At 63.3% G+C, this 14,610-nt stretch carries 17 protein-coding genes; 10 read left to right on the forward strand and 7 right to left on the reverse strand.

What is annotated here, in order from left to right; translation table 11 throughout:
* Positions 1-48: 48 nt before the first annotated feature.
* The 3 genes from KSS93_RS07970 to zapE all read left to right on the forward strand — a co-directional run bounded on the left by KSS93_RS07970 (position 49) and on the right by zapE (position 3,345).
* The gene (locus tag KSS93_RS07970) at positions 49-684 is read left to right on the forward strand and encodes an alpha/beta hydrolase (protein ID WP_217887830.1); all 636 of its coding nucleotides are present in this window, start codon (positions 49-51) and stop codon (positions 682-684) included.
* Between the two features lie 24 nt (positions 685-708).
* On the forward strand, positions 709-2,058 hold the full coding sequence (locus tag KSS93_RS07975; RefSeq protein ID WP_217887831.1) for a tryptophan--tRNA ligase: 1,350 nt from the start codon (positions 709-711) through the stop codon (positions 2,056-2,058).
* A gap of 192 nt (positions 2,059-2,250) precedes the next feature.
* Complete coding sequence (zapE, locus tag KSS93_RS07980; protein WP_217841896.1) at positions 2,251-3,345, forward strand: cell division protein ZapE; 1,095 nt, start codon at positions 2,251-2,253, stop codon at positions 3,343-3,345.
* Between the two features lie 76 nt (positions 3,346-3,421).
* On the opposite strand, the gene KSS93_RS07985 is transcribed toward zapE, so the two are convergent.
* Both KSS93_RS07985 and KSS93_RS07990 read right to left on the reverse strand, forming a co-directional pair.
* A complete protein-coding gene (locus KSS93_RS07985; protein ID WP_217888698.1) occupies positions 3,422-4,318 on the reverse strand; it encodes a GlxA family transcriptional regulator in 897 nt (298 codons plus the stop codon).
* A gap of 298 nt (positions 4,319-4,616) precedes the next feature.
* Positions 4,617-5,657 carry an NADP(H)-dependent aldo-keto reductase gene (locus KSS93_RS07990; RefSeq protein ID WP_217887832.1) on the reverse strand — a complete coding sequence of 347 codons (1,041 nt, stop codon included), beginning with the start codon at positions 5,655-5,657 and terminating at the stop codon, positions 4,617-4,619.
* A 258-nt stretch (positions 5,658-5,915) separates the two neighbouring features.
* Between KSS93_RS07990 and rplM the strand changes: the two genes are divergently transcribed.
* From rplM to KSS93_RS08025, 7 genes are all read left to right on the forward strand, one after another.
* Positions 5,916-6,344 (forward strand): 50S ribosomal protein L13, encoded by a 429-nt coding sequence (rplM, locus tag KSS93_RS07995; RefSeq protein WP_008097538.1) that lies wholly within the window; start codon positions 5,916-5,918, stop codon positions 6,342-6,344.
* A gap of 14 nt (positions 6,345-6,358) precedes the next feature.
* Complete coding sequence (gene rpsI / locus KSS93_RS08000) at positions 6,359-6,751, forward strand: 30S ribosomal protein S9 (protein ID WP_110736741.1); 393 nt, start codon at positions 6,359-6,361, stop codon at positions 6,749-6,751.
* Positions 6,752-7,011: 260 nt separating this feature from the next.
* Positions 7,012-7,605, forward strand: a complete 594-nt coding sequence (gene petA, locus KSS93_RS08005; protein ID WP_217841898.1) for a ubiquinol-cytochrome c reductase iron-sulfur subunit — start codon at positions 7,012-7,014, stop codon at positions 7,603-7,605.
* On the forward strand, positions 7,605-8,816 hold the full coding sequence (locus KSS93_RS08010; RefSeq protein WP_217843524.1) for a cytochrome b: 1,212 nt from the start codon (positions 7,605-7,607) through the stop codon (positions 8,814-8,816). The genes petA and KSS93_RS08010 overlap by 1 nt, the downstream gene beginning before the upstream one ends.
* Positions 8,816-9,595 carry a cytochrome c1 gene (locus tag KSS93_RS08015; RefSeq protein WP_217887833.1) on the forward strand — a complete coding sequence of 260 codons (780 nt, stop codon included), beginning with the start codon at positions 8,816-8,818 and terminating at the stop codon, positions 9,593-9,595. The genes KSS93_RS08010 and KSS93_RS08015 overlap by 1 nt, the downstream gene beginning before the upstream one ends.
* A 118-nt stretch (positions 9,596-9,713) precedes the next feature.
* The gene (locus KSS93_RS08020) at positions 9,714-10,337 is read left to right on the forward strand and encodes a glutathione S-transferase N-terminal domain-containing protein (protein ID WP_217887834.1); all 624 of its coding nucleotides are present in this window, start codon (positions 9,714-9,716) and stop codon (positions 10,335-10,337) included.
* A gap of 10 nt (positions 10,338-10,347) precedes the next feature.
* The gene (locus KSS93_RS08025) at positions 10,348-10,776 is read left to right on the forward strand and encodes a ClpXP protease specificity-enhancing factor (RefSeq protein ID WP_217841901.1); all 429 of its coding nucleotides are present in this window, start codon (positions 10,348-10,350) and stop codon (positions 10,774-10,776) included.
* Positions 10,777-10,827: 51 nt separating this feature from the next.
* Here the strand turns inward: KSS93_RS08025 and KSS93_RS08030 are convergent, their stop codons facing one another.
* The 5 genes from KSS93_RS08030 to KSS93_RS08050 form a co-directional block, all read right to left on the reverse strand.
* On the reverse strand, positions 10,828-11,043 hold the full coding sequence (locus KSS93_RS08030; RefSeq protein WP_217887835.1) for a YgdI/YgdR family lipoprotein: 216 nt from the start codon (positions 11,041-11,043) through the stop codon (positions 10,828-10,830).
* Between the two features lie 102 nt (positions 11,044-11,145).
* Positions 11,146-11,724, reverse strand: coding sequence for a BON domain-containing protein (locus KSS93_RS08035; RefSeq protein ID WP_217841903.1), 579 nt, complete (start codon positions 11,722-11,724; stop codon positions 11,146-11,148).
* Complete coding sequence (locus KSS93_RS08040; RefSeq protein ID WP_217841904.1) at positions 11,721-12,314, reverse strand: phosphoheptose isomerase; 594 nt, start codon at positions 12,312-12,314, stop codon at positions 11,721-11,723. The genes KSS93_RS08035 and KSS93_RS08040 overlap by 4 nt, the downstream gene beginning before the upstream one ends.
* A gap of 88 nt (positions 12,315-12,402) precedes the next feature.
* Positions 12,403-12,774, reverse strand: a complete 372-nt coding sequence (locus KSS93_RS08045; protein WP_217887836.1) for a YraN family protein — start codon at positions 12,772-12,774, stop codon at positions 12,403-12,405.
* The gene (locus KSS93_RS08050) at positions 12,774-14,591 is read right to left on the reverse strand and encodes a penicillin-binding protein activator (RefSeq protein ID WP_217887837.1); all 1,818 of its coding nucleotides are present in this window, start codon (positions 14,589-14,591) and stop codon (positions 12,774-12,776) included. Before KSS93_RS08050 ends, KSS93_RS08045 begins: the two co-directional genes overlap by 1 nt.
* Positions 14,592-14,610: the final 19 nt, after the last annotated feature.

The following is a 14,610-nucleotide window of genomic DNA, read 5'->3' on the forward strand; positions in this document are numbered from 1 at the left end:
TTCCTCAGCTAGACGTGTCGACCCTCCCCGAGGTCACGGAGTAGTGCCTTGCTTATCCGCGAAACCCCCTTGTTCATCGATGGCCCGAGCGGCCCGCTGGAAGCCTTGTACCTGGACGTGGCCGATGCCCGCGGCGCGGTGCTGATCTGCCACCCCAACCCGGTCCAGGGCGGCACCATGCTCAACAAGGTGGTTTCGACCCTGCAGCGCACGGCCCGTGACGCGGGCTACGTGACCCTGCGCTTCAACTACCGCGGCGTCGGCCAGAGCGCCGGCAGCCACGACATGGGCGCGGGCGAAGTGGCCGATGCCGAGGCTGTGGCCGCCTGGCTGCGCGAACAGCACCCTGAGCTGCCGTTGGTGCTGATGGGCTTCTCGTTCGGCGGCTTTGTCGCCACCAGCCTGGCTGGCCGCCTGGAAGCTGCCGGGGCAACCCTGCAGCACCTGTTCATGATCGCCCCGGCCGTGATGCGCCTGACGGCGGACTTCCCGCTGCCACAGCGCTGCCCGATCACCCTGGTGCAGCCAGACAGCGACGAAGTGGTCGAGCCGCAACTGGTCTACGACTGGTCCGAGGCCCTGCCGCGCCCCCATGAGCTGCTGAAAGTGGCAGAATGCGGACACTTCTTCCATGGCAAGCTGACCGATCTGAAGGATCTGCTGCTGCCGCGCCTTTCGAACTGAGCCAAGCCTGAATAAGCGAACACCATGACCACGCGCATCCTTACCGGTATCACCACCACCGGCACCCCGCACCTGGGCAACTACGCCGGTGCCATTCGCCCGGCAATCCTCGCCAGCCAGCAGCCGGGCGTCGACTCGTTCTACTTCCTGGCCGACTACCACGCCCTGATCAAGTGCGACGACCCGCTGCGTATCCAGCGCTCGCGCCTGGAAATCGCCGCCACCTGGCTGGCCGGCGGCCTGGACCCGGCCAAGGTGACCTTCTACCGCCAGTCCGATATCCCCGAAATCCCCGAGCTGACCTGGCTGCTGACCTGTGTCGCGGCCAAGGGCCTGCTCAACCGTGCCCACGCCTACAAGGCTTCGGTGGACAAGAACGTCGAGGCCGGTGAAGACCCGGACGCCGGCGTGACCATGGGCCTGTTCAGCTACCCGGTGCTGATGGCTGCGGACATCCTGATGTTCAACGCCAACAAGGTGCCGGTGGGCCGTGACCAGATCCAGCACGTGGAAATGGCCCGCGACATCGGCCAGCGCTTCAACCACCTGTTCGGCCAGGGCCAGGACTTCTTCGCCTTGCCGGAGGCGGTGATCGAGGAGAGCGTGGCCACCTTGCCTGGCCTGGACGGTCGCAAGATGTCCAAGAGCTACGACAACACCATCCCGCTGTTCACCAGCGCCAAAGAGATGAAAGACGCGATTTCGCGCATCGTCACCGACTCCCGCGCGCCGGGCGAGGCGAAGGACCCGGACAACTCGCACCTGTTCACCCTGTTCCAGGCGTTCTCTACGCCGGCGCAGTGCGCGGAATTTCGCGATGAGCTGCTGCAGGGCCTGGGCTGGGGCGAGGCCAAGCAGCGCCTGTTCCAGCTGCTGGACGGCCAACTGGCAGAAAAGCGCGAGCACTACCATCAGCTGATTTCGCGCCCCTCGGACCTCGAAGACATCCTGCTGGCCGGCGCCGCCAAGGCCCGCAAGACCGCCACCCCGTTCCTCGAGCAACTGCGCGAGGCCGTTGGCCTGCGTTCGTTCCGCAGCAGCGTGCAGGCTGGCACCGAAGTGAAGAAAAAGGCCGCCAAGAGCGCGCGCTTTGTCAGCTTCCGTGACGAGGACGGCAGCTTCCGCTTCCGCCTGCTGGCCGCCGATGGCGAGCAATTGCTGCTGTCGCGCAGCTTCGCCGATGGCAAGAGCGCAGGTGCGGTGAGCAAGCAGCTGCAGCAGGGCGGTGAGGCAGATGTACGCATCGAAGGGCTGGGCTTCAGCCTATGGCTGGCTGGCGAGCAGGTGGCCGAGGGGCCGCAGTTCGCCAACAGCGATGCGCGTGACGCCGCGGTGCAGAGCCTGCGCGAAGCGCTGCAGCCGGCTCAGGAGTAATTTTCCGTGGGAGCGGGCTTGCCCCGCGATGGCGTCCGGAAGAGCAATATCGCTCCCTGACCCAACGCCGATCGCGGGGCAAGCCCGCTCCCACGGGGTAAATCCTGCGCGCATTAGTCGCATGTATCATTGCCATCAAGCGGGCCGGTCGCTACAGTGACGGCCCGTTTTTTGTTGCCTCGCTAACGAATCATGACTCCCTTAGAACGCTATCAAGCAGATCTGAAACGTCCCGACTTCTTCCATGACGCGGCGCAGGAAACTGCGGTGCGTCACCTGCAGCGCCTGTACGACGACCTGGTACACGCGCAGAACAACAAGCCGGGTATGTTCGGCAAGCTGTTCGGCAAGAAGGAGCAGACCCCGGTCAAGGGCCTGTACTTCTGGGGCGGGGTAGGGCGAGGCAAGACCTACCTGGTCGACACTTTCTATGAAGCGCTGCCGTTCAAGCAGAAGATGCGCACGCACTTCCACCGCTTCATGAAGCGTGTGCACGAAGAAATGAAAACCCTCAAGGGCGAGAAGAACCCGCTGACCATCATTGCCAAGCGCTTCAGCGAAGAGGCCAAGGTGATCTGCTTCGACGAGTTCTTCGTCTCGGACATCACCGACGCGATGATCCTCGGCACCCTGATGGAAGAGCTGTTCAAGAACGGCGTGTCGCTGGTGGCCACCTCCAACATCGTGCCGGACGGCCTGTACAAGGACGGCCTGCAACGCGCGCGCTTCCTGCCGGCCATCGCCATGATCAAGCAGTACACCGACGTGGTGAACGTCGACAGTGGCGTGGACTACCGCCTGCGTCACCTGGAGCAGGCCGAACTGTTCCACTTCCCGCTCAACGACGCCGCCCACCAGAGCATGCGTGCCAGCTTCAAGGCGCTGACCCCGGAGTGCACCCAGGCGGTCGAGAACGACGTGCTGATGATCGAGAACCGCCCGATCAACGCCCTGCGTACCTGCGACGATGTTGCCTGGTTCGACTTCCGTGCCCTGTGCGACGGGCCGCGCAGCCAGAACGACTACATCGAGCTGGGCAAGATCTTCCATGCCGTGCTGCTGAGCAACGTCGAGCAGATGGGCGTGACCACCGATGACATCGCCCGCCGTTTCATCAACATGGTGGACGAGTTTTACGACCGCAACGTCAAGCTGATCATCTCGGCCGAGGTCGAGTTGAAGGACCTCTATACCGGTGGGCGCCTGAGCTTCGAGTTCCAGCGTACGCTGAGCCGCTTGCTGGAAATGCAGTCCCACGAGTTCCTGTCGCGCGCGCACAAGCCGTAAGCCAGGGCCGCAAACATCGCGGGGCAAGCCCGCTCCCACGGCCTTCCGTGGGAGCGGGCTTGCCCCGCGATGCGTTTCAGGCTTCCTGCATGAACTGCTGCCGATACTGGTTCGGCGAAAGCCCCGTGTGCTGGCGGAACAACCGCGCAAAGAAGCTCGCATCGTCGTAGCCCACCTCGTAACTGATGGTCTTGATGCTCTTGCGCGTGCTCGACAGCAGGCCCTTGGCCGTCTCGATGCGCAGCCGCTGCAGGTAGTGCAGCGGCTTGTCGCCGGTGGCGCTCTGGAAACGGCGCATGAAGTTGCGAATGCTCATGCCGTGGTTGCGGGCCACGTCCTCGAAACGGAACTTGTCGGCGAAGTGCTCTTCGAGCCAGTGCTGGATCTGCAGGATGATCAGGTCCTGGTGCAGCTTCTGCCCGCCGAAGCCCATGCGCCCCGGGGTATAGCTGCGCTGCACCTCGTAGAGAATGTCGCGGGCCACGGCGCGGGCCACGTTGGCACCGCAGAAGCGCTCGATCAGGTAGATGTACAGGTCGCAGGCCGATGTAGTGCCGCCTGCGCAGTACAGGTTGTCGGCGTCGGTCAGGTGCTTGTCCTGGTTCAGCCGCACTTTGGGGAAGCGCTCCTCGAAACTGCCAAAGAATCGCCAGTAGGTGGTCGCCTCCTTGCCGTCCAGCAGGCCGGACTCGGCCAGCCAGAACACCCCGCTGGCCTCGGCGCACAGCACCGCGCCACGGGCATGTTGCGCGCGCAGCCAGGGCAGCACTTGCGGGTAGCGTTGCAACAGGTTGTCGAAGTCGTCCCAGAACGCCGGGAGGATGATCACGTCGGCGTCGTCCAGGCCGCCGTCGACCGGCAGCTGCACGTTGCTGAAACTGTCCACGGGCAGGCCGTCCGGGCTCACCAGGCCGATTTCGAACATCGGTTGCAGGCCCAGGCCCAGCTGCTTGCTGTAGCGCAGGCTGGCCAGGTGGAAGAAGTCCTTGGCCTGCATCAGTGTCGAAGCGAACACTTTATCAATGGCCAGGATGCTGACGCGCCGCAGCGACGCGGGGGGTTGGGTAAACATCATTGTCATTGTTCTTATAGGGTAGAGTGGTCAATCACCGGCTGGATCGTCTTATTTTTTGGCGATTGTGTCTAGCCCGATGAATCGAGCCGCCTGATTCGCGGGCAAGCCCGCTCCCACAGGTTCTGCACGGGCCCTGAGGGCAGTGAAATCCTGTGGGAGCGGGCTTGCCCGCGAAGGGCGCGATACAGATCCAGGCTCAAGGCGCCGGATTCGGCTGCTCCTGGTGAATGGCCTCGATCGCTGCCAGCAGCTCATCGCTCAGCACAAGGGCCTGGCTGTCGATGTTGCTCTGCAGTTGCTCCACTGAGGTGGCGCCAATGATGTTGCTGGTCACGAACGGCTGGCGGGTGACGAAGGCCAGGGCCATCTGCGCCGGGTCCAGGCCGTGGGCCTGGGCCAGTTGCACGTAGCGGCTGCAGGCGGCCACGGTCTGCGGGTTGGAGTAGCGGGCGAAGCGGCTGAACAGGGTCAGGCGGCCTTTTTCTGGGCGGGCGCCGTTTTCGTACTTGCCCGAGAGCATGCCGAAGGCCAATGGCGAGTAGGCCAGCAGGCCGCATTGCTCGCGGATCGCCACCTCGGCCAGGCCCACCTCGAAGCTGCGGTTGAGCAGGTTGTAGGGGTTCTGGATCGACACCGCCCGTGGCCAGCCTCGGCTTTCGGCCAGGTGCAGGAACTTCATGGTGCCCCACGGGGTTTCGTTGGACAGGCCGATGTGGCGGATCTTGCCGGCGCGCACTTGCTCGTCCAGCACCTCCAGGGTTTCTTCCAGCGGGGTGAACAGGTCGTGGGGCAGGTGCTGGTAGCCCAGCTTGCCGAAGAAGTTGGTGCTGCGCTCGGGCCAGTGCAGCTGGTAGAGGTCAATGCGGTCGGTGTGCAGGCGCTTGAGGCTCTCGTCCAGCGCCGCGACGATGTGCTGGCGGTTGTGCCTGAGCTGGCCGTCGCGGATGTGGCTGATGCCGTTGCCGGGGCCGGCGACCTTGCTGGCCAGCACCCAGTCGTCACGGTCGCCGTGCTCGCGGAACCAGTTGCCGATGATGCGCTCGGTGGCGGCGTAGGTCTCGGGGCGGGGCGGCACCGGGTACATTTCGGCGGTGTCGATGAAGTTGATGCCGCTGGCCTTGGCCAGTTTGATCTGCTCGAAAGCCTCGTCCTGGGTGTTCTGCTCACCCCAGGTCATGGTGCCCAGGCACAGGGCGCTGACGTCGAGGTCGGTACGACCGAGCTTGCGGTATTCCATCGGGAAGACGCTCCTTGGCAAAGATGCCCATAAAAGCAGGTTGAAATTTTCTGTGCAATCTGGATAATTCTGCAGCTCTTCGCGTGGCGGAAGTGATGCACCACCACGATGCAAGAACCTTTGTCGAACATTGGCGTGCCCGACCCGAGCCCCCAAAAGCGTCAGCGTTCGGCTGCGCGTTTGCCCTTGGCAATCCGTGCACTATCCAGTAAGATTCGCCGTCTATTTTTCGCTGGGCGGCCTCTGAGGCTTTAGAGAATGAAAACTTTTACTGCTAAACCGGAAACAGTAAAGCGCGAGTGGTTCGTAGTCGACGCCGCTGGCCAGACCCTGGGTCGTCTGGCTACCGAAATCGCTAGCCGCCTGCGTGGCAAGCACAAACCAGAATACACCCCTCACGTTGACACCGGCGACTACATCGTCGTAATCAACGCCGAGCAAATTCGTGTAACTGGCGCCAAGTCTTCCGACAAGATGTACTACTCCCACTCCGGCTTCCCGGGCGGCATCAAGGAAATCAACTTCGAGAAGTTGATCGCCAAGGCCCCTGAGCGTGTCATCGAAACCGCGGTCAAAGGCATGCTGCCGAAGAACCCGCTGGGTCGCGACATGTACCGCAAGCTGAAAGTGTACGCGGGTGCAGCTCACCCACACACTGCTCAGCAGCCTCAAGAACTGAAGATCTAACGGGATAGTTCATTATGTCGGCGACTCAAAACTACGGCACTGGCCGTCGCAAGACCGCAACCGCTCGCGTCTTCCTGCGTCCGGGCACCGGTAACATTTCCATCAACAACCGTTCTCTGGACGTGTTCTTCGGCCGCGAAACCGCTCGCATGGTTGTTCGCCAGCCGCTGGAACTGACCGAGACCGTTGCCAAGTTCGACATCTACGTCACCGTTTCCGGTGGTGGTGTCAGCGGTCAGGCCGGTGCAATCCGCCACGGCATCACCCGCGCCCTGATGGAATACGACGAAACCCTGCGTGGCGCCCTGCGTCGTGCCGGCTACGTCACCCGCGACGCTCGTGAAGTTGAGCGTAAGAAAGTGGGCCTGCGTAAAGCACGTAAGCGTCCTCAGTACTCCAAGCGTTAATACCGCTTCGGCAGTCCGAAAAGCCCGGTTCTTCGAACCGGGCTTTTTTTATGTCTTGAACTAACCTTGTCAGCTATCCGTGGCCGTTTGTCGCATAGACGCAGATCAAGCAATGCGCAGGTTGTGGCCCGCCGGGCGGGTAATCACCTTGTCACTGTGTGGGTATGTTTCTTACCATTGCGAGCAAATTTGGGTGCCACCGATATACCTAAGTAGATGCCTGTTTTAACAGGCCAAGCAAGCTGATGGGAGAGGACTGAATGAGCAATGACGGCGTCAACGCAGGCCGGCGCCGCTTCCTCGTAGCCGCGACATCCGTGGTCGGGGCGGCGGGGGCAGTGGGGGCAGCGGTACCGTTCGTGGGGTCATGGTTTCCCAGTGCCAAGGCGAAGGCTGCCGGTGCACCGGTGAAGGTCAATATCGCCAAGGTCGAGCCTGGGCAGCAGATGGTTGCCGAGTGGCGGGGGCAGCCGGTGTTCATCGTCCGGCGAACGCAGGAGATTCTGGCCAACCTGAAGAAGATCGAGGGTGACCTGTCCGACCCGCAGTCCAAGGCGTCGGTGCAGCCCACCTACGTCGACCCCGAGGTGCGCTCGATCAAGCCCGAGATCCTCATCCTGGTCGGCCTGTGCACGCACCTTGGGTGCTCGCCAACCTTCCGCCCTGAAGTCGCCCCGGCAGACCTTGGGCCGAAGTGGGTCGGCGGTTACTTCTGCCCCTGCCACGGTTCGCACTACGACCTGGCCGGGCGCGTCTACAAATCCCAGCCAGCGCCTCTCAACCTGCCAGTGCCCCCGCACTCGTACGAGACCGACGAAGTCATCGTCATCGGCGTCGATCAGGAGAAGGCATGATGAGCAAGTTCATGGATTGGATCGATGCGCGCTTCCCCGCCACAAAAATGTGGGAAGACCATCTGAGCAAGTATTACGCGCCCAAGAACTTCAACTTCCTGTACTTCTTCGGCTCGCTGGCACTGCTGGTACTGGTCAACCAGATCGTTACCGGCGTGTGGCTGACCATGAGCTTCACCCCCTCGGCAGAAGAGGCCTTCGCCTCGGTCGAGTACATCATGCGCGATGTCGAGTACGGCTGGATTTTGCGCTACCTGCACTCCACCGGCGCTTCGGCGTTCTTCATCGTGGTCTACCTGCACATGTTCCGCGGCCTGCTGTACGGCTCGTACCAGAAGCCCCGCGAGCTGGTGTGGCTGTTCGGCATGCTGATCTACCTGGCGCTGATGGCCGAAGCATTCATGGGTTACCTGCTGCCGTGGGGCCAGATGTCGTACTGGGGCGCCCAGGTGATCATCTCGCTGTTCGGCGCCATCCCGGTGATCGGCGGCGACCTGACGCAGTGGATCCGCGGTGACTACCTGATCTCCGGCATCACCCTGAACCGCTTCTTCGCCCTGCATGTGGTGGCCCTGCCGATCGTGATTCTCGGCCTGGTGGTGTTGCACATCCTGGCGCTGCACGAAGTGGGGTCGAACAACCCCGATGGCGTCGACATCAAGAAGAAAAAGGACGAGAACGGCATCCCGCTGGACGGCATTCCGTTCCACCCGTACTACACCGTCAAAGACATTGTCGGGGTGGTGGTGTTCCTCTTCGTGTTCTGCGCCGTGGTGTTCTTCTTCCCGGAAATGGGCGGTTACTTCCTGGAAAAACCGAACTTCGAGCAGGCCAACGCCTTCAAGACCCCTGAGCACATTGCCCCGGTGTGGTACTTCACGCCCTTCTACGCAATCCTGCGTGCAGTGCCCGACAAGCTGTTCGGCGTGATCGCCATGGGTGCGGCAATCGCCGTGCTGTTCGTGCTGCCCTGGCTCGACCGCAGTCCAGTGCGCTCCATGCGCTACAAGGGCTGGCTGAGCAAAGTCTGGCTGCTGGTGTTCTGCGTGGCCTTCGTCATCCTCGGCGTGTTGGGCGTGCTGGCGCCAACCCCGGGGCGTACCTTGCTGTCGCAGGTGTGCACGGTGCTGTACTTCGCCTACTTCCTGCTGATGCCGTTCTACACAAGGCTCGAGAAGACCAAACCGGTTCCGGAAAGGGTGACTGGCTGATGAAAAAGTTGATTGCAGTATTTTTGCTGGCACTGATGCCTGGCCTTTGCTTCGCTGCCGAACATGGTCTGGAGCTGGACAAGGTCGACATCGACCTGACTGACAAGGCCGCCATGCAGGACGGGGCGCGCACCTTCGCCAACTATTGCATGGGTTGCCACAGCGCCAAGTTCCAGCGTTATGAGCGGGTTGCCGACGACCTGGGCATCCCCCACGAGCTGATGTTGGAAAACCTGGTGTTCACCGGTGCCAAGATCGGCGACCACATGCAGATCGGCATGCAGCCCAACGATGCCAAGACCTGGTTCGGCGCAGCGCCGCCCGACCTCACCTTGGTCGCCCGGGTGCGTGGCAACGACTGGCTGTACAGCTACCTGCGCAGCTTCTACGAGGACAAGTCGCGCCCTTGGGGGGTGAACAACAAGGTCTTCCCCAACGTTGGCATGCCTAACGTGCTGGCGGGCCTGCAGGGCAACCAGGTGATCGGTTGCAAGCAGATCCAGACTGTGGTCGACGGCAAGAAGCAATACGACCCGCTGACCGGCAGCCCGCTGACCCATGAAGCGTGCGACCAGCTGACCGTGGAGGAGAAATCCGGTACCCTGACCACCGAGCAGTTCGACGAGAAGGTCAAGAACCTGGTGACCTTCCTGGCCTATTCGGCCAACCCGGTCAAACTGGAAAGCCAGCGCATCGGTACTTACGTGTTGCTGTACCTGGCTTTCTTCTTCGTGTTCGCCTACTTGCTCAAGCGCGAATACTGGAAGGACGTGCACTGATCACGCAGTAATTTCTGGTAGTTGAACGCGCCCGGGCTGGCCTAGCAATTTTGCTAGGCCAGCCCGGGCGCGTTTTCATTTAGAGTTTCAACAAGCATCCCGTGCGAGGAGGCGCTACATGGGCGCAACCAACAGGTTAGCCTGCTATTCCGACCCCGCTGATCACTACTCTCACCGCGTGCGCCTGGTGCTCGCCGAGAAGGGTGTGGAGGTACAGATCATCGATGTCGATGCCAGTCGTCTGCCGCCCAAGCTGGTCGAGGTAAACCCGTACGGCAGCGTGCCCACCCTGGTCGACCGCGACCTGGCGCTGTACGAGTCGAGCGTGGTCATGGAGTATCTCGAGGAGCGTTACCCGCACCCGCCGCTGATGCCGGTATACCCGGTGGCCCGTGGCAACAGCCGCCTGCTGATGCACCGCATCCAGCGCGACTGGTGCTCGCTGGCCGATACCCTGCTGGACAAGCGCAGCACCGATGCCGCGCGTACCCAGGCGCGCAAGGAGCTGCGCGAGAGCTTCACCGGCGTGGCGCCGCTGTTCGGCGAAATGCCTTGCTTCATGAGTGAGGAGCAAAGCCTGGTGGATTGCTGTCTACTGCCCATCCTCTGGCGTTTGCCGGTGATGGGTATCGAATTGCCGCGGCAAGCCAAGCCGCTGCTGGATTACATGGAGCGACAGTTCGCCCGCGAGCCTTTCCAGGCGAGCCTGTCTGCTGCAGAACGTGAAATGCGCAAGCTTTAAGGAGCCGTTGATGAACTCCAGTCGCCCCTATCTGGTTCGAGCGCTGTACGAGTGGATCGTCGACAACGATTGCACGCCCCACATGCTGGTCAATGCCGAATTTCCGGCAGTCCAGGTACCTGCCGGTTTTGCCAGCGATGGCCAGATCGTGCTGAACATCTCCCCAAGTGCCGTGCGCAGCCTGCACATGGATAACGACGCGGTGAGTTTCGAAGGCCGCTTCGGTGGTGTAGCCCATTCGCTGTATGTGCCGGCCGGCGCGATCATGGGCATTTACGCCCGTGAGAATGGCCAGGGCATGGTATTCGAGCTGGAGCCGCCGCAGGACGACGACCTGGAACTGGACGACGACAGTGTAGAGCCGGATGACGATGGCCCGCCGGAAGGCGGCCAGCCACCACGCCCTAGCGGCCGGCCTAGCCTGAAAGTGGTCAAGTAACAAAAAAGGCGATCCAACCGGATCGCCTTTTTTATGCTTGCCGCCGGAGCCTCAGAGCTCCTTGATGGTTTGCACCTGGTCCTTGTTCACCCGGTTGCGCTTGCCGTCGAGCTGTTCGAACTCGTAGAAGCCCGAGGTGCGATCGTAGTGCGGGGTGTCGAGGGTCTGCAGTTCGCGGCCGTCGTTAAGGGTGATTACGTTCGGGTTGGCGCAGCCGGCCAGGGTGGCGATGGCGCCGAGCAGCAGGGCGGGCAGGAGCTTGTTCATGCGGGGTAATCCTGGGCAGGAGGGTAGGGCTGTTGCGGATTCATCGCGGGGCAAGCCCGCTCCCGCGTGGGAGCGGGCTTGCCCCGCGAGAGGGTGGTGAAATCAGTCGATGTATTCGAACAAGCGCACGATCTTCTGCACGCCGGAAACGCCCTGCACCACGCTGGTGGCGGCGTTGCCTTCCTGCTGCGTCACCAGGCCCAGCAGGTAGACGATACCGTTCTCGGTGATCACCTTGACCCGCGAGCCCGGCACGTTGGCGTCGGTGAGCATCTGGGTCTTGATCTTGGTGGTCAGCCAGGCGTCGTTGTTGCGCGCAAGGATGGACGAGGGCTGCATGACCTGGATTTCGTTATGCACCTTCTTGACTCGCTGCACCTGGCTGGCAGTTTGCTCGGCCAGGGCCTTGAGGTCGGCGCGCGGGGTCTGGCCGGCCAGCAGCACGACACCGTTGTAGCTGCTGACGACGATGTGCGAGCCCTGGTCCAGGTCCGGGTTGGCCTTGGAGATGTTGACCGCCGCCTTGGTTTCGATCAGCGAATCGTCGATCTTGCTGCCGATGGTGCGGGTGCCGCGGTCATCCTCGATGGGCGAGTTGCGGGCCGAGGTCAGCACCGAGCTGCAGCCGGTGATGCCGAGACACAGGGTGAGGGCCATCAGGCCGAGGCGCTTGGGGATCATTCTTCACTCCCGAACAGTTGGCTGTCGATCAGGTCGCACAGACAGTGGATCGCCAGCAGGTGGACTTCCTGGATACGAGCGGTGACCGTCGAAGGCACGCGGATTTCCACGTCTTCGGGCAGCAGCAGCGAAGCCATGCCGCCACCGTCGCGCCCGGTCAAGGCTACGACAATCATTTCGCGGTCGTGTGCGGCCTGGATCGCCTGGATCACGTTGGCCGAGTTGCCGCTGGTGGAGATCGCCAGCAGTACGTCGCCGGGCTGGCCTAGGGCGCGAATCTGCTTGGAGAATACTTCGTTGTAGCTGTAGTCGTTGGCGATCGAGGTGATCGTCGAGCTGTCGGTGGTCAGGGCGATGGCCGGCAGGCTCGGGCGCTCGCGCTCGAAGCGGTTGAGCAGTTCCGAAGAGAAATGCTGGGCGTCGCCGGCCGATCCGCCGTTGCCGCAGGCGAGCATCTTGCCGTCGCTGAGCAGGGCGTTGACCATGACCAGGCTGGCCTGCTCGATGTGAGGTGCCAGGATGTCCATTGCCTGTTGCTTGGTGTCGATGCTGGCCTGGAACAGCCGGCGAATTCGGGATTGCATGTCCATCTGGTGTGACCTTAAGTGGGGCGGTGGCCTTTGCTGTGCGCAACAGCGACCAGCCCGCGAAACATAGAGCAAAAAATTCGGTAAGGGTTCAGCACTCGAAGGCGTTTTTCAGCCAAAGAAGCGGTTGCCCAGCATGCCCCTGGCCCTGCAATGCGACTACGTCGAAACGGCAGGGGTGAGCGGCCCAGCGGGGGTGTTGCTGCAGGAAAAGGTTGGCGGCCAGCGCCAGTCGCTTCTGCTTGCGCCCGTCGATGCTGCCGAGCGCGCCACCGAAGCCCGCGTGTAGCCGGTAGCGGACTTCGACGAATACTACTGTATCGGCGTCGAGCATGACCAGATCAAGCTCGCCGCCCTTGCATCGCCAGTTGCGTGTCAACAGTGCCAGGCCGTGGCCCTGGAGATGCTCCAGGGCCTGGTCTTCGGCGGCATTGCCGGCGCGCGTGGGCGATGCGTGGGGCATCAGCGCGGGGTGTCCGGCAGGCGCTTGACCTGGCCACCAGCGAACTCGGCCCACGGCAGTTGGCGCTCGACGCGCTGGCTGGCGTTGATGCTCAGGCTACCCGACAGGCCTTCGACGCGGTTGTCCGGCAGTGCCTTCAACTGGCCCAGGCGCGGAGCCAGGCTGTAGGCGTCGACGCCCATGGCGTACAGGCGCCCGAGGCTGCCGGCGGCCTGCGGCCATTGCTGCACCACCTGCTGGCGCAGGCTGTTGGTGGTGTCCAGCAGCCAAGGCGTTTCGCAGAAGCGGATACCGTTCATGTCGTTGTACTGGTTGACGTCACCGCTTGCGCTGTACAGGTTGGAGGTGGCGTACACCGGTACGTCGCCGGCGTACTGGAAGTTCAGGGTCGGCTTGATCTGCTGGGCCTGCTGCGGGGTGGCGGCGAGGAAGATGAAGTCGATGTCCTGGCGGCGCGACGGTTGCGCGGCGATGCTGCCACCAACGGTGCTTTGCAGGCTCTTGGCGCGGCCTTCGCTCTGGCGCAGCTGGAACAGGTCGGCGATTTGCTGGGCCAGGGCGACCGGCTGGGCGATGCGCTCGGCGGCCAGCAGGGTGCCGCCATTGGCTTGCCAGTCCTGGCGGAAGGCGGCCAGCACGCGGTCACCCCATTCACCGCTCGGCACCAGGGCCACGGCGCGGACCTTGCCGTCGGCGCGGGCGCGACGGGCCACTTCACGGGCTTCGTCCTCGGCGGCCAGGCCGAACTGGAACAGCTGTGGCGGGGCTTTCTGGCCGGCGTCGGCGTAGTTCAGGGCGAGGGTAGTGATGGGCAGTTGCGGGTAGGCGGCGAGCTTCTTCACCAGCGGTTTTTCCAACGGGCCGACCACCAGTTGCACGCCGGCAGCCTGGGCCTGGCGGTAGAAGTCGTCCAGCGAGGTGATGCGCGAGCTGTCGAACAGCTGCACGGCCGGGGCCGGCTGGCCGCCTTTCTGCGCCTGGAAGTGCGCAGCCATGAAGCCGTCACGCAGGGCGCGGGCAACCCCTGCCAGAGGCCCTTCCTGGGGCAGCAGCAGGGCAATCTTGGTCAGGGGCTGGCTGGCCAGCTCCTTGAGCTTGACCAGGGCGGTGGGCAGTTGCTTGGCGGCCGGGTGGTCCGGGTGCTGGTTGCGCCAGGCGTCGATGGCTGCCTGCTGCTGTTCCAGGGTGCCGGCGCTCTTCACCGCGAAGGCCAGGCTGGTCCAGCCGGCCAGGGTGTTGTCGGCGGCTGGCTGCTGCAGTTGTTCAGCCGGCAGTGCGGCGACCAGCGCCCAGATGGCGTCATTGTTGGCGCTGGCTGCCTGGCCGCTGAGCAGCGGGGTCAGCAGCACGCGCTGCTGGGCGGCGGCCAGGGCCTGGCCGTCGGCCTCCAGCGCGGCGGCGTGGACGCTGTAGGTGCGTACCTGCTGCTCGGCCGGCAGTTCGCCGGCGCGTTGCAGGCTTGGGTGGGCGAGGGCGGTCAGCGCGGCCTTGGGCTGGTTGCGGCTCATGGCCAGTTCGGCGGCCAGGGTCGAGGCGAATACCTGCTGGGCCGGCTTGAGCGAGTCCAGCGGCACCTGTTCGAGGATGCGCGCCGAACGCGGGTAGTCCTTTTGCTTGTAGGCCAGGTCGGCGGCGCTCAGGCGCAGCAGTGCTGCATCCTCGGCAGACTTGCTGGAGGCAGCCTTGTCGAGCAGTTGCTCGATGCTGGCGTCCGGGGTGCGTGGCAGCTCGCCCAGGCTGGATGAGGGCGAGCTGGCGCAGGCTGCCAGCAGGGCAGCGAGGCAGAGGGCTGAGAGCAGCCGCAGACAAGCGATCATGTAAAAGTCCTGTTACTCG

This window comes from Pseudomonas xanthosomatis, assembly GCF_019139835.1.
GTDB classification, from domain to species: domain Bacteria; phylum Pseudomonadota; class Gammaproteobacteria; order Pseudomonadales; family Pseudomonadaceae; genus Aquipseudomonas; species Aquipseudomonas fakonensis.